The organism is Lactococcus formosensis (genome assembly GCF_018403745.1).
Lineage (GTDB): Bacteria > Bacillota > Bacilli > Lactobacillales > Streptococcaceae > Lactococcus > Lactococcus formosensis.
In genome coordinates, this window is the sequence record NZ_BOVP01000004.1 from 103,669 (window position 1) to 124,792 (window position 21,124).

Here is a 21,124-nt window from a genome sequence, read left to right on the forward strand (position 1 = left end):
GACAATTTAATTATAGTACAATTATATATTATGAATAGAAAATATAAAAAATTATTCATCTTTTTGGGAAAGACACTGTTTTACTTCGTAGTTATTTTAATTCTACTTTATCTTTATTCTTATAGTAAAACAGGAGGCGCACACTTTATCTACAATGAATTTTAGAAAGGAGATGTCATGAACATTTTTCACGAAATTTTATCCGGAGCAACAAAATACCCGGAGCGTTTAGCGATAGTCGAACACGACCAAGATTATACTTATCATCAATTGCTTGATGCAGCATCACAGGTAGCTCAAAAAATATCTGCAATGCCCATCTCCGAACGTCCAATTATTGTATTTGGTAAAAACGGATTTTTATCATTAGCTGCACTACTCGGTGTTTCACTTACAGGGAGGGCCTATATTCCTGTAGACGCCCATACACCTTTTGAGAGAACTCAGCTGATTATGCAAGCTGCAAACCCTTCTTTAGTCATACATACAGTGGAACTTGAAGAGAAGTTTTCCCAACTTTTTACATCAAGAATATCTTATACTGAATACCAAGAAAATATCGATTTCGATTTTTCACAGATTGACAGTCGTCAAGCTGTGAGCGGAGAGGATATTAACTACATTATCTATACTTCGGGCACAACGGGACTTCCAAAAGGTGTCGCAGTAACACATAATAACTTACTTAGCTTCACTAAATGGATGAATAAGGATTTTTCTATAATCGAAAATAATCACTTTCTGTCCCAAGCATTATATAGCTTTGACTTATCAATTTTCAGTTTATATCCTAGCTTGACAACAGGTGGGACCTTGATTTCACTTAGTCAAGAGGAGACAACGAATTTCAAAAAACTTTTTGAACGACTTAATTCAAGTACGATTTATACCTGGGTTTCTACTCCATCCTTTATCGAAATATGCTTGCTTGATCCATCATTTGTTGAAGAAAATCATCCAGATTTACAGCAATTCATTTTTTGTGGCGAGGAATTAACGCACAAAACGGCATTGAAGCTGCTCGACAAGTTCCCACATGCAAAAGTTTGGAACACTTATGGACCAACCGAAGCTACAGGTGCTATAACAAGTATTCAAGTTGATAAAACAATCCTTCAGGACTATAAGCGCTTGCCTATTGGCACTGCAAAGCCAGGTGTTGAAATCCAAATCATTGATGATGAAATTATTATTATTGGGGATTCTGTAGCTCAGGGATATTTTGAAAATTCGGAGAAGACAGCAGAAGTCTTCTTTGAGTATGAAGGCAAGAAAGCGTATCACACAGGAGATTCAGGCTATTTTGATGAAAATTCGGTTCTAAACTATAATGGTCGTATCGACTTTCAAATAAAGTTCAATGGTTTTAGGATTGAGTTGCAGGATATTGAAGCACATTTATATGAAATTGCTGAGATTGAAAAAGCATTAGTGGTGCCTCAAGAAAATGCTGCACATAAAGTAACAGGATTAATAGCGGTCATCCATTCTTCTTTAAGTTTTGAAACTAAGGCTGAAGAACGCGCATTTAATAAAAAAATCAAGGCACAACTTTCAAATACGATTATGGATTATATGATGCCGACTAAATTCATTTATCTTGATGATTTCCCGCTTACTCCCAATGGAAAAATTGACCGAAAGACCTTAACCAAACAAGTCCTTGGAGGTAAGAACTAGTGGAACCATATGCAACTCCTTTTTATTTTGTGATTTTAGGGTTAGCACTGCTTCCACTTATCATGGCACACGCCTACGGAAAAAAATGGATGGGCTATCAAGTCATCTTGACCATTGCCTTTCTCTGGATCAGTTTCGGCGGTAAAGTCAGTCTTTGGTCCCTTCTGGGCTTTGGTATTTTTGAAACAACTTTAATCAAGCTTTACGAGCACTATCGAAAACTCCAAAACAAAACTTGGGTGTTCGTTTTAGCAGTGATTGCATCGTTACTACCTTTAACAATTGTTAAGGTGACACCCTTATTGGACCCGATGCACCCACAATCTATCCTTGGTTTTTTAGGGATATCTTATGTGACCTTTAAAACTGTAAGTGTAATTCTTGAGTTACGCGATGGCCTGATTAAAGAAGTTCCCTTAAAGGAATATCTCTATTTTCTTTATTTCTTTCCCACTATTTCGTCAGGGCCAATTGATCGTTTTCGACGTTTCCAAAAAGAGCTAGAAGCGCCACTGACAGATAAGTATTCGGAGTATTTAGGAAAAGGGATTTTCTATATTTTCCAAGGTTTCCTATATAATTTCATCATTTCTTATCTAATCTCACATTATTTTCTGCATGATTTAGCAATAAAAGCAACATTGCATCCCAATTTGTGGAATATGATGGGGAGCATGTACGCTTACGGTTTTTATCTCTTTTTCAACTTTGCAGGTTATTCTCTTTTTGCGATGGGCGTTTCTTTGATTATGGGATATAAAATTCCTATTAACTTTAATAAACCCTTTCTCGCAAAAAATATTAACGACTTTTGGCAACGCTGGCATATCTCTTTATCATTCTGGTTCAGAGACTTTGTCTTTATGCGTTTAGTAAAGTGGATGATGGTTAAAAAATGGTCCAAAAATATGGTGACCATCTCAAACGTGGGTTACTTAGTAAACATGTTTATTATGGGATGCTGGCATGGTTTAACGTGGTACTATATCTTATATGGTGTTTATCATGCCTGCCTGATGATCATTTATGATGCCTGGAAGCGAATGAAGAAGAAGCACAAATGGAATATTCCTGATAATATGTGGACACGTGGAGCTGCAATATTTATCACTTTTAATGCCGTTATGGTCAGTTTCCTTATCTTTTCAGGAATTCCTAATTATGCTATAATGCATGCAATCAATGGACTTGGTAGTCCTTTACCTAATTTTTAGACAACAATAGAAGAAAGAAGAATAAATATGAAAAATGAAGTATTAAATATCATTGAAGAAGTTGCTGGCACAGATGAGTTTCGTGAAGATTTAGATATGGATCTTTTTGAAGAAGGCATTCTTGACTCTATGAGAGCCATTATGCTTATTGTTGAGCTTGAAAATGCCTTTAGTTTAAGTTTACCACCTTCTGAAATGGATCGTGACGACTGGAATACAGCAAATAAAATTGCCGATCGTATCAAGGAAAAGATGGATGAAGAAAGATAAGGTACTTCAAGAACTCGCACCTTTAGTTGCGGCCCTTACTTTGCTAGTGATACTCATCTTTTCTCCTCTCACGGTTTTCCCTAAGTTTAATAAGCATGAACTTGATGAGTTTGCGACTGATCCTAAGAATCGGACAGGCTTTGTAAGCTATGCGATTAAATCACAAGCATTCTCTAACCCGCATTATCTGCCAATTTTAGGCTCTTCTGAGCTGGAACATATTGATCCTTTTCACCCAAGTAGTTTCTTTATGAAAAATAATAAAGGTTTTACGCCTTTTCTAGCAGGTCAACCCGGGACCCAATCCTTAACACACTTTTTCTATCTGAATTCTGTTGAAAAGCAATTGCATAACCGTAAGATTGTTTTTATCATCAGTCCACAATGGTTTACACGTAAAGGTATTGGTACACCTGAGTTAAGTCAATTTGTTTCTAAAGGTGAAATATATGCGTGGTTACAATCTGCCTCACCAAAAGATGTCGCGACACAAAAACTCGCTCAACGCCTCTTGAATTTTAAAGATTTTCCTGAGGATATTGTTGTTACTCATGCACTAAAAGCTCTAGCAAATGGTAAAAAAATCGACAGTATAAACCAGATTTCAATTAAACTTGCAAATCAGTTCTGGACGAAACAAGATTCTCTTTTTACGGGCTTATCAAAGCTCAGCGGTAGGCAAGAAAATTCATACGAAAAGATAGAGCGAATCAGTAAACAATTACCAAACACAAAAGATTTTGAAAAACTGGATCAAGCAGCATATGAACGAGGAGCTGCAAATTCAGCAAATAATGAATTTCAAATTGTTGACCATGTGTGGTCAAGAAATCTTCAAAAGGTCTTTAAAGAACGTAAAGGAGTGATGAAGGAAGTGAGTTACCTGAGAAGTCCGGAATATCTTGATTTTCAGCAGCTTTTAAATCAATTTGCAAAAAATAATAATGATGTGCAGTTCGTTATTCCACCTGTAAATGGAGCATGGTACCAGTATACAGGGCTCTCTTATGATATGTTACAGGAGTTTAGCGCAAAAATTAAATATCAACTTAACAGCCAAGGTTTCCATCACATTTATGACATGACAAATAAATTCAATGAAAAGTACTATATTGGGGACACTATCCACTTGAATAATCGTGGTTGGGTGGCTTTAGACAAAAAAATCGAGGAATTTATGAAACATCCAACTAAAACAGCATATAAGATAGACAATGCTCAATTTCTTAGCACAGAATGGGCCAATGGAGATAAGGAAGCTTCTCTTAATAGATAAAAAATAAATTAAAAAACGACAATATTCAATTGTCGTTTTTTATTTGTCCGATTTCTTGGACATGTTCTCATTTTTTATGATAGAAAATGCTTAATTTACTCTATTTTATTCTATGAAGTTAAAAATCGTCTACTCAATCTAATATTAAAAACATTTGGACTTATCCCTCTATCTTTGTATTATTAAATTAGGAGAAAGAGAAAAAATTTAAAGTAATTATCATTTTACTTTAATGTTTAATCTTTTTTAAACTAAAGAAAAAGGAGGGAAACGAAATGTTGCAAACAAAGTGACATCTATTTTTGATTTTTTCTAAAAAAGTTCATTAATTCAAAATAAAAAGGAGTAGAAACATGAAAACTTTAAGACAAGTATTGAAAGGGCTTGTGTTGGCGATAGTACTTTCGGTATTAATTATCTCCGGGATGCGATTAAAAAATACCTTGAGTCGAGTGAGTGCGGATAGAGTTGATAAGAAAACAGATCAAAAAGTGGCACCCATACGAGACAAGGATAGCAACACGGCTAAAATTTTAGAAAAAGAGGCATGGTGGACAGATCAAGAAGCTTATGAAGCTAACTTACTTTTAAAAGTAAACGGTTCAAGTCTCTCTGGCCCGATGGATGTCGTTTTTGTTTTAGACCGCTCAGGTAGCATGGACATGACTTATACCGATAATGCTAATGCGGATGGTTTTAAAGGATATCCTTTATTCTCCAGCTCTTGCTTAAACCAGGAACATTTCTACCTTGAACCACTTCATGAAGGACAGGAACCTGAAGCAAACGCAGATAAATCAAAAGTTTATGAGAATAGTGATAACACCCTCACAGTTTATAACGCGGATGTTGATAAATGGGAAGTGATCAGCACTACACCAGTTCATCTTTTTGAACAATTCACTCAAGCTACAGCCAAATATATCCCTTATCATTTTAAGAAAGAAGGTGAGAAATTTGTCCGGATTAGTCGTTGGGATGCTACAGCAAAGGTAGCTGGAAAAACAGAACCTGGGGTTTGGGTACATGGTGATGAAGACCAAGGTTGCTATGACCGATGGATGTTATCAAAAGAAGCCATCTCAGAAGTAACCAATCAGTTACTCCAAGAGCATCCGGAAAACAGAGTAGCTCTAGCACCATTTTCAATCCGTGATTCCTCAATGGTTACCCATTTAAATTATAATTCACAACGAATGAAAAATTTTAGAGATAATCTTGTTTTAAAAAATAATGAACATGGCTACTTTGGCCCAAGTACGGGAACAACCATTGAAGCCGATGGTTCAATCAGTGGTGTCTATAACTCTACTGTCGGTTGGAAGGGCAGCATTGCTGAAAACAAGGCAGCAATTGATGATATGCTTCCTCGTCTGTTCACAACGCCACAAACAGACTATCAATATGGATTGAGTATGGCATATAATCTACTCCAATCACGTAGTGATGAAGCTAGGGCAACCAAAGGCGCAATGGTCGTCTTCTTATCTGATGGTGTTCCTCAGAGTACTGCTACAATGCGAGCAGGTTGGGCAGGTGGCGGCCCCATTGTATCTTTTGGGCAAACAGATGGTAGAATTCTAGCAATGTCCGCTGCTATTACCAGCGATGAGCCTGTAGAAGTAGAGGGTGCGCCAACGGGAACATATCAACGACATGATATCAACCTAAATTATCTAAAACTCATTGAAGGAACAACCTATGAGGTTGCTGGAATGGGTGCAGAGATGTTAACAGTAGATTATATGGCTAACAGTGCTATCCTAAAGACCATGGCAAATGACTCGCAAAATTATTTTGAAGTTCCAGCCGATAATGTTGGGGCAGGCAAGAGATATTTGAGCGATTTACTGCTTAATTCTACGCTCTTCCCAGGTGGTCGAGATTCTGTTCTTAGAGATAAAGTGAGTCAATATTATTATGTTCCAGAAAATGCTACTCTGCCTCAAGGAGTGACAATTGAAGGAAATTATGAGGACAAAGGTGAAGAACAGACGATTGTCTGGGAGTTAGGCGATCTTTATGATTACAGTCCCGATGGATATCCTGCCGTAAATATTCCGCTAGTATTAAAAGAAGAATATCGTCAAGTTTCACAGGATACTTATTACCCAACAAATGCAGATACAAGTGATAAAGCCGTGGATATTTTGGATCCTGAACGAGGAATTGACGATGAAGATACAGGCGCAAAGCTCTATTATACAGACCCTCATAATCAAAAACGTTACGATACTATTGGCACACCAAAGCTTGCAGTTAATCCACCTGCAGTAAAAAGTACTAGTTACCAGATTCAAGCTGAAAAACTATTGAGCGGACGTTCTCTTTTAGCGGGAGAGTTTACTTTCGAGTTGCTAGACAGTGCGGGGGAAGTTATTCAAACCGTACACAATGATGCTTCAGGAAAAATAGTATTTTCACCAATCACTTACACTAATACTGGAGATTATGATTATACAGTGAGAGAGAAAGTTGGTTTGGATAAGACTATTGACTATGATGCTGCCAATTATAAAGTAACTGTTAGCATTAAGGAAGAAGCAGGGAATCTTGTTGCTACAGCTACAGGAGATGCAGCGATACAGTTTAAAAATAGTTATCAACCGCTTGGTACAGAAATTCATTTGCAAGCAACCAAAGAACTTGTCGGTAAGAAACTGACAGATCGGGAATTCACGTTTGAATTAGTCAATGCTTCAAATCAAATTATTCAAACGGCTAAAAATGATGCTTCAGGACAGATTCGCTTTGATAAGCTAGCTTATACAGAAACAGGAAGCTACGATTACACGATTCGGGAAAAGGCTGGAGTAGATTCTCAAATTACCTACGACACTAAATCCTATAAGATTCATGTCGAAGTATCAGACCAAAAAGGAAAACTTGTCGCATCTGTAAGCTATGAACAAAAGCCAAAATTTAAAAATATCTATCTTGAGGAAAAAAGATCATCATCTAAAGATAACGAGCTAAAGGGTTTGACTGAAAAGAAGAGACCACAGAAAAAAATCTTACCAAAAGCAGGAGAGTTTAACAAGACAGCCGCTATTGTTATCGGCATCGGTTTAATTTTAGTTGGATTTGTAACTCTCTTGATGAGAAAAGTTAAACGAAATAGAAAGTAGAACTGTAAAAAAGACAAGTGAATGCTCGTCTTTTTTATAATTTAAAAATATTTTACTCAACGCCCATCTAATCTAAAATTTTTGAGATAAAAAGTTATTGAAAAATATTAAAATAAAAGGCAATATTACATATTTCATAATAAAATAATACATAAAATGTTATTTTATTATATTGTAAATAGTTTGCATGATAAACTAGTAATAGGTACTCTTAAAAAGTTAAGTATTTTAATAAAAACTAAGAAAATTATGGGGGGATTATGATGAAATGGTTTCAATTATCAAAGGTAGATATATTAAAGAAGCTCCAAGTTGAAGAAGATATCGGGTTAACAGAAGGCGAGCGAAAAAATAGATTATCAGAAAATGGTTTCAACTTATTATCTGGAGAAAAGGCAGAAGGAAAATTAAAAAAGTTTTTCAAACACTTTAATGATTTATTAATCTATGTGTTACTTGTGGCTGCATTACTTAAAGGAATCAGTCAAGACTATATCGATATGTTTATCATTTTAGTTGTTGTTGTCATTAATGCTTTGATTGGTTATATCCAAGAGTCAAAGGCAAGTAACTCTTTAGATGGCCTCACGAGTTTAATGGGGACAGAGGCAACTATTCTAATTAGTGGCGAGAAAAAAGTTGTATCAACAGACTCTTTAGTAAAAGGTGACATCGTGTTGCTTAACTCAGGAGATATTATTCCAGCTGATGTAAGAATTTTAGAAGCTTATAATTTAGTTGTAGATGAGGCAATGCTCACAGGTGAATCAACTCCTGTACAAAAAAATGCTGCTTCTATTTCAACTGAAGCAGACTTGGCAGATCGTGTTAATATGGGATATTCAGGATCATTAGTAAACAGTGGGAGTGGTAAAGCAGTTGTTGTTGAAACAGGGGACAATACAGAGATAGGAAAAATCAGTGTCCATCTGAAAGAAGTTGGCGTTACGGAAACACCTTTAATTAAAAAGATGAAGTACTTGAATAAACAAATTTTCTTTATTCTCTTAATACTCATCGTTTCATTAGTTGTTTTTAGTTTTTTCCATCGGGATTTCACGTTTGAAGAAGCAACTTCGTGGATTATTTCACTGGCAGTATCTTCTGTTCCTGAAGGATTACCCGCAGTTCTATCAATTATTTTGTCTCTTGGTGTGACGCGTATGTCTGCAAAGAAAGCAATCATAAAAAAAATGCCAGCAGTTGAGACATTGGGGAGCATGGAAGTTATCTGTTCCGATAAAACAGGAACACTGACTAAAAATGAAATGTCCGTGCTGACAGTTTTAACTAAGAAAAAGACCTTTGAAAAGAATCAAACTGAACAGTGGAAAGATGATCTTAATACTTTTAATGAAGATGATCAGTTAAAGAAATTAGTTGAAACTGCTATTTACTGTAATGACACAAAAATTGATTACCATAACGGGCAAAGGACTGTCATTGGTAATCCGACAGAGGCAGCATTATTAGAGTGGGCTTCTCATATGGAAATTACACAAGATGAAAAAGTACTGTATAAAATCCCGTTTGATTCCTCATACAAATATATGGCTACTCTAGTCGACGTAGATCATCAACGCTTCATTTACTTAAAAGGAGCGCCAGATGTTTTACTTGGAATGGTCGATTATCAATTTGGAGATAATACAACAGAAAATCTTGATCCTAAACTCTGGGAAAAAATGATATCTAAGCAAGCAAAAAAAGGGCAACGTATACTTGCTACGGCTATGAAGGAAGTTTCTTCTGACCAAAAAACAATTACACATGAAGATTTGAAAGAGGATATGGTTCTGGTCGGAATGTATGGTATTATTGATCCACCAAAACCATCTGCAATAGAAGCGATTAAAAAGAGCCACCGTGCAGGTATCTCTGTGAAGATGATTACCGGAGATCATAAAGATACAGCTGTCGCAATTGCGAAAGAAATTGGATTAAAAAATACTGATAGTGCTATCACAGGTAAAGATATTGAAATGATGACAGATCACGAGTTATCCGAGGTAGTGCTTAAAAACGATGTTTTTGCCCGAACAACGCCAGAACATAAATTACGACTGGTCAGTGCTATAAAATCGCATGGTAAAATTGTCGGAATGACAGGTGATGGTGTAAATGATGCCCCAGCTCTTAAAAAAGCAGATATTGGTATCGCGATGGGGCAAAAAGGAACACAAGTTACAAAAGATGCTGCTGATATGGTCTTGGCAGATGATAATTTTGCTACCATTTCAGATGCAGTGCGTGAAGGAAGACGTGTCTATGATAACTTAAAAAACACAATTTACTTTTCTTTACCAACAGCATTTGCTCAAGGTTTGTTAGTTGTGGTATCCATATTAATTGATCGTCCATTACCATTGACGTCAATCCAAATTCTATGGTTAAATATGGTCACAACAATTACACTTTCTTTTGCATTAGGTTTCGAAAAAGAAGCACCTAATGTCATGGATAGACCGCCACGTGATCCAAACGAAAATATTTTAAGCCGTTATGCTATCTTTAGAATGTTCTATGTTTCTATTCTTTTAGCTTCCCTTGGATTTTTAGTCAACAATATTGTCATATCTATGGGAGTATCAACACCTGTTGCTCATACTACTCTTTTAATGACCCTCGTTTTCGGACAAGTATTTTATATGATAAATTGTCGAAGTATATCAAAATTCTCTATCGATCAAAACATGTTCAAGAACCGAGTGCTCTGGCTATCTTTGCTGGTTTTATTAGTCCTACAGCTTGCTATAGTCTATATCCCAACAATTAGTAATGCTTTAGGCACGACAAGTATCGGGATTAATAATCTCATTTATGCTTTTGTGGCTGGGCTTACAGTTTTTATTGTAGTAGAAATAGAAAAGATCATTTCACATCGTCTCTTTAAAAATTTATTGTAGAAAACAGAATGATTGATTTTAGTGAATATCAAAATAAAAAGCTACTGAAGAGCTAAGTTCAGTAGCTTTTTATTTTTTAGACTAGCCTCGCTTCATATATAAAAGTGGGTAAGGATTACCTTGTTCATCGAACTCCGTTCTTTTATAGACTTCAAAGCCCATATATTCATAAAAACCCTTAGCGCGTGGATTTTGTTCATTCACAGCAAGATCATTAATGGAGTATTTAGTAATTCCATACTCAAGAAGTTTCTTACCAAAGCCCTTACCTCTTTCCTCAGGTGCAATAAAAAGCATCTCTAGATGACTGTCGACAATTCCCATAAAACCGACAAGCGTATTCCTATCATTTTTTAAAAGAATTAAACGAGGGATTTCTTTTAGAGCCTGAGGCACATATTTTTTAATTTCACTTATTTCATTATCTGAAAGGAAGAGGTGTGTAGCTCTTACAGAACTTTCCCAAACTACCAATAATTTTTCTACTAAATCTTCAGATCTGTCTTTTAAGTCAACATCTACGACTTTCATTCTATTATGCTCCTCAATACAATCTTATGTCTCATCCTAACATATGATGAAGCATATTTCAATCTATAAAAGTAAATCCTATCTTTCTTCCCGCAAGAGTTTTGGGCAGTCTTGGTATACCTGTTTTGCAATATCAACAGTCTTTTTAAGTATATTGTTGATATATTTTTATATTAATTTGTATATTATGATATAATATTCAATAAAATTAAAATAATTTAGGAGTTTTTAAATTTATGGAAAAAACCATTATCCCCAAAAACTATAAATCAACACTGGATATCTATGATACACAGACAGCAATTGGATTTATTAAACGTTGTTTTGAAGAAGCACTGACAGGAAGTTTAAAACTAAAAAGAGTATCTGCCCCCCTTTTTGTTGATGATCATTCCGGATTAAATGATAATCTGAGCGGAAGCGAACGACCTGTAATATTTGATATTCCAGCATTGAATAATAATAATAATGGAGAAATAGTACACTCTTTAGCAAAATGGAAAAGAGTTGCGCTCAAACAATATGACTTTCATGTGGGGAACGGCCTTTACGCCGATATGAATGCCATTAGACGTGATGAAGAGTTAGATAATCTTCACTCTATATATGTTGACCAATGGGACTGGGAACGAGTGATTTCAAGAGAACAAAGAACTCTTGATTACTTAAAAGAAACAGTTCAAGGTTTAGTGAATGCTATCGCTGAAACATCAAGTCGTTTGCATACCAAATATCCAAAAGTAGAAACAGTCATAGATACAAATGTTTCTTTCATTACAAGTCAAGAATTAGCAGATCTTTACCCGGAGTTAACATCAAAAGAAAGAGAAAATGCTTATGTTAAAGAGCATCCAACAACTTTTATCTTACAAATTGGGGATTTATTAAAGCATGGTGAACCACATGATAACCGAGCACCAGACTATGATGATTGGACTTTAAATGGTGATTTACTCTTCTGGTATGAGCCTTTAGGCTGCGCTATAGAACTATCGAGCATGGGAATCCGTGTCGATGATAAAGCTTTACTTACTCAGTTAGAAAAGGCTAATGCTAATGATCGTTTAGCGTACCCATTTCATCAACAAGTGCTTAATAATGAATTACCATTAACAATTGGGGGTGGTATTGGACAAAGCCGTATGTGTATGTTGCTACTTGGCAAAGCCCATATCGGTGAGGTGCAAGTTTCTTTATGGGACGAGGAAACAATCAAGGCTTGCAAAGATAAAATTTTTTTACTATAAAAGTTACTCTTTACAAACTGTATTTTATAATTAAATCCTGACATTGGATTAATCTCAACAATGTTGGGCTTTTTTTGAATAGATGTGATATGTAGAGGTTTCTATGAACGGTAGTCTGGTAGTCTTTCTAATATGATCCTTTCTTAAGAGTATGTCGCTAGCGAGCCCTCTTTATATTGATATAACCAATATAAAACGTTGTTTATTGTTGGATATTAGTGTATAATATTGAATATATCAATATTATGTGGCGGTAAGAACCACAATTGATAAAAAGATGATACAAGTGGCAGGAGAGCTTCTTAGAGTTCAAAAAGTCCTGGGAGTATAGGAGGAAGAAGAAAATGGTAATGTTAATAACTAAGAATAGTAGTTCATCTTGTAGGAATGCTAGAGCGTGGTTAGAAAATCACCAGATAGACTATCAAGAGATAAACATAAGCCGTCACCCTTTTAAACTCACTCGAGAAATTTTGATTCAAATATTAAGTTTAGAAGAGGAAGGTTTATCTGCATTATATGGTCGTAAGAAAAAATCAGATCCAAAATACCAGTGGCTTATGAGTAGTGTGGAGGAACTGTCATTAGACTCTGCTTTAAGTTTCTTACAAAATCATCTGGAATTACTCTGTACTCCCATTATTTTTGATGAAAAAAGAGTGCAGTTAGGCTATGATAATGAGAATATCAGAAAGTTCATACCAAAGGAAATAAGAAGAGTGGATGCAAGTAGTAAAATTACTCAGTTAAGGCAATTAGAGTTACTTGCAGGATGAAATTTTGTTATAGTAAAGATTTTTACTTGAAACTAAAGAAACTACCGATATCACGGGGAAGAGTTTTAAAATCAGGGCCGACCATATTGAAAAAAGCGAGGCAGGAGTTAAAGGTTTAGTACCTACGAATACAATCAACGACGAAGAAGGGAATAATATTTTTAGTATTATACCAAATAATCAAAATATCAAAGGCATCAAAGCGGGCGTTACTTGCTTTCTAAAAATTACAGATCAAAATACGTTAGCAGGTCTTGTAATCCTCAACTTTAATATAGTTAAGTAAAAAACATATGAACGTAAGGAAAAGCTTCACAATTTAAATATACTTCAAGTCTGATTAGCTTGAAGTATATTTTTTTGATATAATAGTCGACGTAGAAGTTTCTATGGACGGTAGTCTTTCGGGAGGTGATGCTTATGAAGATTTTGTAAGTGTAACCTCACAAAATAAGAAAGGCGAAAAGTTTGTCTGTTTATCAGGCGCTAATGTTAATGATTGCTTTCGCAACATTAGTACTAGCATTAAATGATAAAAACAAAAAGTAACCATCCATAACTTTAGCGAGTGTTGATGATTACTTTTAATTAAAATACGGCTACAGAAGGGCTTGTTACTAGCAAGCTCTTTTTATATATTACCATTATATCATAAACATTAAATTTAACAAATAGTATAAATCGTACTTACATAAAACTCACCGCATATGTTTATTCTTTCTGGAATAAGTTCATAACATAAAATATAAAGAATATTATAACCTAATATTAGGAGATGTAAATTGTAACACAAGTTTTTCGGAAAGATGTTGTATAGGTAAATATGTCAGAAAGAATAGACGAAATGGAGGTCATCCAAGCTACACAGAAAAAACTAGCTATTACAGCAAACTTTATGGATGTTCACGTATATATTTTATTGCCTGTCTTTATGATATAGTTTTTCTTCTAAATTCTATTGTTTAAATAGCCTACATATAAAATAAATTTAACTAATAAAATTATATAAATGGCTCAACAGTCAAGTTCAAACCTATTTATTTATAGAAGTTATGATATAATTATATTCGAAAAAATAAATAAATAGAAAGAATTTATTAAACTTGCTGGGTATATAGTTTAGAGAGACCTTGGGATATCCTATGACATCTTTCCGAAAAACTATAATATTCTTGAAAGTTTTATAAATTTATGGTATGCTTAAAGAACTATGAAACGTGAACTTCTACTTGCAAATATTGACCGCATAAAAAAACGTATGCCTGACTTCGTTTTAGAATATTATCAATCAAAGTTGAGTATTCCTTATAGCTTGACCACACTCTATCAATATCTTTTAGAGTATGAGAGATTTTTTAACTGGCTTATTGATAGCGATGTCAGCAATGCCCAAGATATTTCTGGTATTACTCTGGATACATTAGAAAACCTTGCGCGATCTGATATCGAAGGTTATATTCTCTACTTACGTGAAAAACCGCGTCAAAATAATAAATCTGGACTAACACAAAACTCGGTAAAACGCACTTTAGCTGCACTTTCTAGTCTTTTTAAATACCTTACTGAGCAAGCCGAAGGAATAAATGGTGAACCGTACTTTTATCGAAATGTTATGAAGAAAGTTCAGATTCAAAAAAATAGAGAAACATTAGCTTCACGTGCTGAGAATATTAAAGGAAAATTATTTTTAGGTGATGAGACACAAGGCTTTCTCGACTTCATTGATAACGAGTACGAAAAAAGTTTATCTAATCGTGCTCTCTCTTCTTTTAACAAAAACAAAGAGCGTGATTTGGCCATCATTGCGCTTATGTTGGCATCAGGAGTACGTCTTTCTGAAGCCGTTAATATCAACATATCGGATTTAAATATGAAGACGTTGGTTGTTGAGGTTACACGTAAAGGGGGTAAGCGTGATGCTGTGAATATCGCCAAATTTGCTGAGCTTTATTTACTCAATTACTTAGAAATACGTGAGCAACGTTACAAACCAGAAAAAAATAATAAAGCCTTCTTCTTGTCTATTTATCGCGGGCAGGCTTCGCGTATTGATGGCTCAAGCATTGAGAAGTTGGTTTCTAAATACTCGCAAGCCTTTAAAGTCAGAATTACGCCACACAAACTTCGTCATACATTAGCCACTCGCCTTTATGCACAAACCAATTCTCAAGTTCTTGTAAGTCATCAACTCGGGCATTCTTCAACACAAGTTACAGACCTATACACACATATTATTAGTCAAGAACAGAAAAATGCACTTGACGAACTATGACTAAGACTGGTAAGATTTAAGTAGACTATTAATTTAAGATAAAAATAATAATTAGAAAGAATCGAATGAATAATACTACTCTAAAAATGTCACAGCAAGAAATTATTTATGAAGTAAAATATGCCTGGAGCAGACAAAGACCAGTAAGTGTCCGTTTTCTGGAAAATTCGCAAGAAACTACTTCTAAGGGTAAAATTTTTGGTATCGATTATGATTTACTTTACATCAAGGAGGAGAATGTAGTACGGAGAATCATTTTAGAAGATATTTTAAGTATAACTGTATAATATAATTTTTACATAATTAATTTTATGTAATGAGCTCTTTAACAATAAAAAAACCTCTAAACTAATAGAGGTTTTTTATTGTTAAATTTTTTCGATAATTTGGCTTAAATCTTCTAGCGCTCGCTCAGCCACTTTAGTGTAGCGTTCTTTTTTATCACGAATGCGGGGACCATCAAGCTCTTTAACAATACCAAACGTTACATTCATAGGTTGGAAATGTTTGCTATCCGTATGTGTAATATAATATGGGAGAGCACCAATAGCTGTTGTTTGTGGGAAAACAACCTCTTCTTCGCCCTTGAAAAGACGAGCGGCATTGATCCCAGCAACCAAACCACTAGCCGCTGATTCAACATAACCTTCTACCCCAGTCATTTGACCAGCAAAGAAAAGATTTTCTTGTTTTCTTGATTGGAAGGTTTGTTTGAGTAAGTTAGGAGAATCCATATATGAATTGCGATGCATCACACCATAGCGGACAAACTCAGCATTTTCAAGTCCAGGTATCATTTGGAAAACACGTTTTTGTTCTCCCCATTTAAGGTGAGTTTGGAAACCTACAATATTATATAAAGATGCTGAAGCATTATCTTGGCGCAACTGTACAACGGCGTAAGGCGTTTTAAAGTCACCATCTCGTGGACCTGTATATGAATCAGGGTATTCTAAGCCAACAGGTTTCATTGGACCAAATAACATTGTTTTATATCCGCGTTTAGCCATTTCTTCAATCGGCATACAGCCTTCGAAAACTTTTAAATCCTCAAATGAGTTGAGCGGTGCCTCTTCGGCAGTGATTAGAGCTTGTTGGAAGTTGTTAAATTCTTCCTTTGTCATTGGACAATTAATATAGTCTGCTTCGCCTTTATCGTAACGCGATTTTTTATAGACCTTATCGTAATCTATTGTATTTGCATCAATAATTGGGGCTGCAGCATCATAGAAATAAAAACCATCTCCACCATTAAACTCGTGAATTTTTGCTGCTAAGGCATCACTTGTCAGTGGGCCAGTAGCAATAATTGTAATTTCTTCATCTAAGTTTGGTAAGTCTGTTATTTCACCGCGAATTACCTCGATTAAAGGATTTTTCGAAACAGCTTCAGTAATAAAAGCTGAAAACTCTTCACGGTCAACGGCTAATGCACCACCTGCAGGAACTTGCGTTTTTTCTGCAGCTTGCATCATCACAGAGTCTAAGCGACGCATTTCCTCTTTCAGTAGTCCCACAGCATTGGTGATGGCTGCGCCTCGGAAAGAATTTGAACAGACTAACTCGGCAAATTTATTTGTTTTATGCTGAGGTGTAGCTTTTACACCACGCATTTCGTAAAGTTTCACAGGAATACCGCGTTTTGCAATTTGGTAGGCAGCTTCAGAGCCAGCAAGACCTGCGCCAATAACGTTTATGTGTGTTTTTTTCATTATAATTTCCTATATTTAACATAAAATTAATTATGTAAAATGCTTTTATTTTTGTTTTTCTTCTTTGTAGTCACAAGTCTCATTACTACATACTACTTGTTTACCACCGCCACGAACTTTCTTTTCTACTAAATAGTGCTCACATTTTGGACAAGAACGGCCAACAGGTTTATCCCAGCTTGTGAATTCACATTCTGGATATCGATCACAACCATAGAAAAGGCGATTTTTCTTGGTTTTACGTTCAATGATTTGCCCTTTATGACAACTTGGACAGGTTACACCGATTTCTTTCACAATGGCTTTAGTATTGTGGCATTCTGGGAAATTACTACATGCATAGAATTTTCCATATCGACCCAATTTAATCACCATTGGGTGGCCGCAAATGTCACAATCAAAGCCAGCAGGCTCATCTTTAATAACGATTTTTTCCATTTCAACTTCGGCTTTTTCAAGTTCAATGGCAAATGGTTTATAAAATTGATCAACAACATCAACCCAACGACGTTGTCCTTCTTCTACTTTATCTAAATCTTTTTCCATTTCGGCTGTAAATTCAGTATTTACAATGTTTGGGAAAAATTCAACAACGAGTTTATTTACAATCTCTCCCAGTTCAGTTGGCTCAAAACGTTTGGCAACTAAACGTGCATAATACCGTTTCTGGATTGTTTCCAATGTCGGTGCATATGTTGATGGACGTCCCACGCCATTTTCTTCCAGAACTTTTATCAGAGTCGCTTCACTGTAACGTGCAGGAGGTTGAGTAAAATGTTGCTCCGGTTTGAGATTCGCTTTCTTGACCACGTCACCAGCTTCCATATCAGGAAGCATGTTATTTTTCTCTGAGTCATTATAGATAGCTAAATAACCATCAAACTTTACTTGTGAACCATTGGCAATAAAAATTACACCATTTTGCGAAAGATTAACTTTCATTGTGTCAAAGATGGCAGCAGTCATTTGACTTGCAACAAAGCGATTCCAAATTAAAGTGTAGAGCTTTAGCTGATCCTTGTCTAGATATTTGGCAATTGATTCTGGTGTATTAAGAACATTGGTTGGTCTGATGGCCTCATGGGCATCTTGTGCTCCTGCTTTATTAGAAACCTTAGAAGAATGTTTACTATACTTAGCACCAAAACGATCCGTAATGAAGTCTGCAGCGACACCTTGCGCTACAGGAGAGATACGTGTTGAGTCCGTACGCATATAAGTAATCAGACCCTGATGGCCTTGTGCACCTAGTGTAAGCCCCTCATAGAGCTGTTGAGCCACCATCATGGTTTTCCGTGTACGGAAATTAATTTTATTAGCCGCATCTTGTTGCATTGAGCTTGTGGTGTATGGAAGTGGGGAATTTCTACGACGTTCTTTTTTCTCTACTTTATCAACATCGAAATCTGGCCCAGACAAACGGGACATAACTTCCATCACATCATCGTTGTTATTTAATGCTCGTTTCTTACCATCAACTCCCCAGAAGGCAGCTTTAAACTTTTTAGCTCCTTTTTTAAATTCGCCATCAATTGACCAATATTCTTGAGGAATAAAGGCATTAATTTCATTTTCACGATCAACGATAAGTTTAAGCGCAATCGATTGGACGCGACCAGCTGATAATCCTTTTTTTACTTTTTTCCAAAGGATTGGACTGATTGAATACCCAACTAAGCGGTCTAAAATGCGTCGTGCTTGTTGCGCATCGACCAAATCAACATCAATACTGCGTGGCTCTTTAAATGCATTTTTAACTGCATCTTTAGTAATTTCGTTAAAAACTACCCGATTTTTATCTTCCAAAGGGAGTCCTAAAATATGTGCCAAATGCCAAGCAATGGCTTCTCCTTCTCGGTCCGGGTCACTTGCCAGATAAACAGCCTTTGCAGCTTTGGCCTCTTTTTTAAGAGAATTAATCAGTGGAGCTTTTCCTCGAATATTAATATATTGTGGCTCATAATCATTTTCAATATCTACGGACATGGTTGATTTTTTCAAATCACGTATATGCCCAACAGAAGCAACGACTTTATAGTTTCGTCCTAAATATTTTTCTATTGTTTTTGCTTTAGCAGGTGACTCAACAATTACGAGATTTTTGCCTTTAACAATTTTTGTTTTCTTTTTACTCGCAGTTTTTTTACTGCTTATTTTCTTTTTTGTAGTTGTTTGTTTTTCACTTGCTTTCGCCATATATTTACCTATTTTTTCAAAATTCAATAGTCTAATAATATAGGCTTTTAGGACAGATGTCAAGTAATAAAACCAAAAGTGTTTTTCTTATAGGAGAATTAAACATTTATTAAAAGATAAAAAATACTCTCAATCGTTGCTATTACGTATTCTATATAAGTTCATAAAGTTTCAATTTTTATAAAAAATTAAGGAAGAAAATTACTTTAATCTAAATAAAATTCATCTAAAATATCTTGACCGTGTGTGACAAGCTTAGCAGCTCCCTGTTGAATCAATTGATTACAGCCTGAGGCATTTCGATTCAAAATATCTCCAGGTACAGCGAATACCTCTCTATTCCCTTCCAATGCATATCGACTTGTAATGAGACTTCCACTACGTTGTTTTGCTTCAACAACGACAATCCCACGTGAAAGACCAGCAATGATTCTATTCCTCTCTGGGAAATGAAACTTGAGCGGTTGCTCTCCTGCAAGATACTCTGATAAAACTAATTCGTGTGTTGCTAAATATTCTTGTAATTTACGATTTTCTTTTGGATAAGAAATATCTAAACCATTACCTATGACAGCAATAGTTGGAGTTTTTTGCTTTACAGCTGCTACATGGCTAGAAGTGTCAACACCGCGTGCCAATCCGCTCACAATAACAAAGTTTTGTTTTAATTCCTCAATAAGCTTATGCGTAATTTTGGTTGCTTCTTTGGAGCTTTCACGGCTACCTACAAATCCAAGTTTAGGTAGATTAAGTAATTTTAGATTTCCTTGGTAAAAAAGGAGTGCCGGAGGATTATATATTTCTTTTAACCATTCTGGATAAATATCATCTAAAATGGAGAACGAAGGGAAGAGCTTATATAGCTTTCGTAGCCGTTTAACATCCTGACTCTTATAATTCTCAATAAAATTTGGGATAGCTTTAATTTCTGCAATCCGCGCTAACTGTCGTAGAGTGAGTTTTGCTTCATGCCTCCTCTGATAATCAATCAGTTTCAAAATTCCAAGATTTGACATTCCTGCTTTTTTCAAACGTAATATTTCAAAGTTTTTAATCATGCAGCCTCCATTTTTGGTGTTATTCATTAATTAATACGAAAAAAATAGAAGCTGTTCACATAAAAAAACTGCATTTCTGCAGTTTTTTTATTCCGCTTGTTCAATATCTTTTTTGAGTTGATCAAGATTAAATTTGGCTTGGAGGAAATTTTGAGATTTTGTCGGGAAATTTTGCTCTAAGGCATCCACTTGACCGACCTCTACTTGCCCGGAAAATCCAGAGAATCCTAAAATATGACCGCCAAAATCGCATGAATCAGCAAGAAAATGCAGATGATAACCAGCGACACTCACACCATGAAACATTTCTGGTGTCCAAAAGCCTACAATAGTTCCTTTGACGTGTTCTTCTTTATACTCAGGTTGATTTTCTGCTACTTTAGCAAAAGGCTCTCCTTCTGCTGCACCTGGAGCCATACGCACGTGCATCATTTCAAAATTCCCAGTCATTTTGATTGTGTAGAAAGTATTTTCACTGTTAAACACATTTTCAATTTTTTCGAAGAGTTCTTCGCTGGCAATTTTTTCTTCTTGTTGGAAAGAAAGTGTCGGTTCGTGATGAGCTACGGCAGCGTATGGAACAGTTTCATCGTCTTCTACTTGACGTACTTTTTTGTCCCCAGTCGCAATATAAGCTTTGCCCTCTAGGACGATAAGCTCACCATTAATACCAGACAAGGTCCCGATACCAAAGTCACCTTTCTCCAAGAGTTCTCCAATTGTTAGAGTTCCTTCGTAAAGTCCTGACATCAAAGCTGCAAGGGTGTTGTGTTGAAATAACTTCATTTTTCTTTCCTTTCGAAATTTTGGATTATTTAATACTCTAATTTTATCATATTATCACTGCCACAATGAATA

Annotated in this window: 17 protein-coding genes; 12 read left to right on the forward strand and 5 right to left on the reverse strand. The window is 35.5% G+C overall.

Translation table 11 applies throughout. The annotated features are described in order from the left end of the window. Positions 1–30 precede the first annotated feature (30 nt). The 7 genes from KJS37_RS05895 (at position 31) to KJS37_RS05925 (ending at position 10,474) form a co-directional block, all read left to right on the forward strand. Complete coding sequence (locus tag KJS37_RS05895) at positions 31–165, forward strand: teichoic acid D-Ala incorporation-associated protein DltX (protein WP_080567254.1); 135 nt, start codon at positions 31–33, stop codon at positions 163–165. Between the two features lie 12 nt (positions 166–177). After that, positions 178–1,680 carry a D-alanine--poly(phosphoribitol) ligase subunit DltA gene (dltA, locus tag KJS37_RS05900; RefSeq protein ID WP_213496340.1) on the forward strand — a complete coding sequence of 501 codons (1,503 nt, stop codon included), beginning with the start codon at positions 178–180 and terminating at the stop codon, positions 1,678–1,680. Further along, entirely contained in the window at positions 1,680–2,894 is a 1,215-nt protein-coding gene (dltB, locus tag KJS37_RS05905; RefSeq protein WP_165712181.1) for a D-alanyl-lipoteichoic acid biosynthesis protein DltB, read from the forward strand. The genes dltA and dltB overlap by 1 nt, the downstream gene beginning before the upstream one ends. A gap of 27 nt (positions 2,895–2,921) precedes the next feature. Continuing rightward, a complete protein-coding gene (dltC, locus tag KJS37_RS05910) occupies positions 2,922–3,164 on the forward strand; it encodes a D-alanine--poly(phosphoribitol) ligase subunit DltC (RefSeq protein ID WP_004257293.1) in 243 nt (80 codons plus the stop codon). Beyond that, positions 3,151–4,440, forward strand: a complete 1,290-nt coding sequence (dltD, locus tag KJS37_RS05915; protein WP_213496341.1) for a D-alanyl-lipoteichoic acid biosynthesis protein DltD — start codon at positions 3,151–3,153, stop codon at positions 4,438–4,440. The genes dltC and dltD overlap by 14 nt, the downstream gene beginning before the upstream one ends. 353 nt (positions 4,441–4,793) lie before the next feature. Further along, positions 4,794–7,568: a Spy0128 family protein gene (locus KJS37_RS05920; protein ID WP_213496342.1), complete on the forward strand. Its 2,775-nt coding sequence runs from the start codon at positions 4,794–4,796 to the stop codon at positions 7,566–7,568. A 263-nt stretch (positions 7,569–7,831) separates the two neighbouring features. Continuing rightward, positions 7,832–10,474, forward strand: coding sequence for an HAD-IC family P-type ATPase (locus tag KJS37_RS05925; RefSeq protein WP_213496343.1), 2,643 nt, complete (start codon positions 7,832–7,834; stop codon positions 10,472–10,474). 81 nt (positions 10,475–10,555) lie between these two features. Here the strand turns inward: KJS37_RS05925 and KJS37_RS05930 are convergent, their stop codons facing one another. Continuing rightward, a complete protein-coding gene (locus KJS37_RS05930; RefSeq protein ID WP_165712182.1) occupies positions 10,556–11,005 on the reverse strand; it encodes a GNAT family N-acetyltransferase in 450 nt (149 codons plus the stop codon). A gap of 236 nt (positions 11,006–11,241) precedes the next feature. Here KJS37_RS05930 and asnA point away from each other — a divergent pair, with 236 nt between their 5' ends. The 5 genes from asnA (at position 11,242) to KJS37_RS05950 (ending at position 15,587) form a co-directional block, all read left to right on the forward strand. Then, positions 11,242–12,252, forward strand: coding sequence for an aspartate--ammonia ligase (gene asnA, locus KJS37_RS05935; protein WP_213496345.1), 1,011 nt, complete (start codon positions 11,242–11,244; stop codon positions 12,250–12,252). A gap of 344 nt (positions 12,253–12,596) precedes the next feature. Beyond that, positions 12,597–13,028 (forward strand): Spx/MgsR family RNA polymerase-binding regulatory protein, encoded by a 432-nt coding sequence (locus KJS37_RS05940; protein WP_213496347.1) that lies wholly within the window; start codon positions 12,597–12,599, stop codon positions 13,026–13,028. Positions 13,029–13,496: 468 nt separating this feature from the next. Next, positions 13,497–13,577 carry a putative holin-like toxin gene (locus KJS37_RS10415; RefSeq protein WP_373306140.1) on the forward strand — a complete coding sequence of 27 codons (81 nt, stop codon included), beginning with the start codon at positions 13,497–13,499 and terminating at the stop codon, positions 13,575–13,577. Between the two features lie 661 nt (positions 13,578–14,238). Then, a complete protein-coding gene (gene xerS / locus KJS37_RS05945; protein WP_017370387.1) occupies positions 14,239–15,300 on the forward strand; it encodes a tyrosine recombinase XerS in 1,062 nt (353 codons plus the stop codon). A 65-nt stretch (positions 15,301–15,365) separates the two neighbouring features. Then, positions 15,366–15,587, forward strand: a complete 222-nt coding sequence (locus tag KJS37_RS05950) for a hypothetical protein (RefSeq protein WP_213496349.1) — start codon at positions 15,366–15,368, stop codon at positions 15,585–15,587. Positions 15,588–15,668: 81 nt separating this feature from the next. Here the strand turns inward: KJS37_RS05950 and trmFO are convergent, their stop codons facing one another. The 4 genes from trmFO to budA all read right to left on the reverse strand — a co-directional run bounded on the left by trmFO (position 15,669) and on the right by budA (position 21,052). Continuing rightward, on the reverse strand, positions 15,669–17,012 hold the full coding sequence (gene trmFO, locus KJS37_RS05955) for a methylenetetrahydrofolate--tRNA-(uracil(54)-C(5))-methyltransferase (FADH(2)-oxidizing) TrmFO (protein ID WP_213496350.1): 1,344 nt from the start codon (positions 17,010–17,012) through the stop codon (positions 15,669–15,671). A 45-nt stretch (positions 17,013–17,057) separates the two neighbouring features. After that, positions 17,058–19,208, reverse strand: a complete 2,151-nt coding sequence (gene topA / locus KJS37_RS05960) for a type I DNA topoisomerase (RefSeq protein WP_165711717.1) — start codon at positions 19,206–19,208, stop codon at positions 17,058–17,060. 206 nt (positions 19,209–19,414) lie between these two features. Next, positions 19,415–20,266, reverse strand: coding sequence for a DNA-processing protein DprA (dprA, locus tag KJS37_RS05965; RefSeq protein WP_213496352.1), 852 nt, complete (start codon positions 20,264–20,266; stop codon positions 19,415–19,417). An 87-nt stretch (positions 20,267–20,353) separates the two neighbouring features. Beyond that, the gene (gene budA, locus KJS37_RS05970) at positions 20,354–21,052 is read right to left on the reverse strand and encodes an acetolactate decarboxylase (RefSeq protein ID WP_213496355.1); all 699 of its coding nucleotides are present in this window, start codon (positions 21,050–21,052) and stop codon (positions 20,354–20,356) included. Between the last annotated feature and the right edge of the window lie 72 nt (positions 21,053–21,124).

Bases quoted from the DNA above. Each gene is read 5' to 3' on its own strand.
- dltC (WP_004257293.1), top strand. From the start codon at position 2,922: ATGAAAAATGAAGTATTAAATATCATTGAAGAAGTTGCTGGCACAGAT.
- topA (WP_165711717.1), bottom strand. From the start codon at position 19,208: ATGGCGAAAGCAAGTGAAAAACAAACAACTACAAAAAAGAAAATAAGC.
- trmFO (WP_213496350.1), bottom strand. From the start codon at position 17,012: ATGAAAAAAACACACATAAACGTTATTGGCGCAGGTCTTGCTGGCTCT.
- xerS (WP_017370387.1), top strand. From the start codon at position 14,239: ATGAAACGTGAACTTCTACTTGCAAATATTGACCGCATAAAAAAACGT.
- dltD (WP_213496341.1), top strand. From the start codon at position 3,151: ATGAAGAAAGATAAGGTACTTCAAGAACTCGCACCTTTAGTTGCGGCC.
- budA (WP_213496355.1), bottom strand. From the start codon at position 21,052: ATGAAGTTATTTCAACACAACACCCTTGCAGCTTTGATGTCAGGACTT.
- KJS37_RS05950 (WP_213496349.1), top strand. From the start codon at position 15,366: ATGAATAATACTACTCTAAAAATGTCACAGCAAGAAATTATTTATGAA.
- KJS37_RS05940 (WP_213496347.1), top strand. From the start codon at position 12,597: ATGGTAATGTTAATAACTAAGAATAGTAGTTCATCTTGTAGGAATGCT.
- asnA (WP_213496345.1), top strand. From the start codon at position 11,242: ATGGAAAAAACCATTATCCCCAAAAACTATAAATCAACACTGGATATC.
- dprA (WP_213496352.1), bottom strand. From the start codon at position 20,266: ATGATTAAAAACTTTGAAATATTACGTTTGAAAAAAGCAGGAATGTCA.
- KJS37_RS05895 (WP_080567254.1), top strand. From the start codon at position 31: ATGAATAGAAAATATAAAAAATTATTCATCTTTTTGGGAAAGACACTG.
- dltA (WP_213496340.1), top strand. From the start codon at position 178: ATGAACATTTTTCACGAAATTTTATCCGGAGCAACAAAATACCCGGAG.
- KJS37_RS05930 (WP_165712182.1), bottom strand. From the start codon at position 11,005: ATGAAAGTCGTAGATGTTGACTTAAAAGACAGATCTGAAGATTTAGTA.
- KJS37_RS05925 (WP_213496343.1), top strand. From the start codon at position 7,832: ATGAAATGGTTTCAATTATCAAAGGTAGATATATTAAAGAAGCTCCAA.
- KJS37_RS05920 (WP_213496342.1), top strand. From the start codon at position 4,794: ATGAAAACTTTAAGACAAGTATTGAAAGGGCTTGTGTTGGCGATAGTA.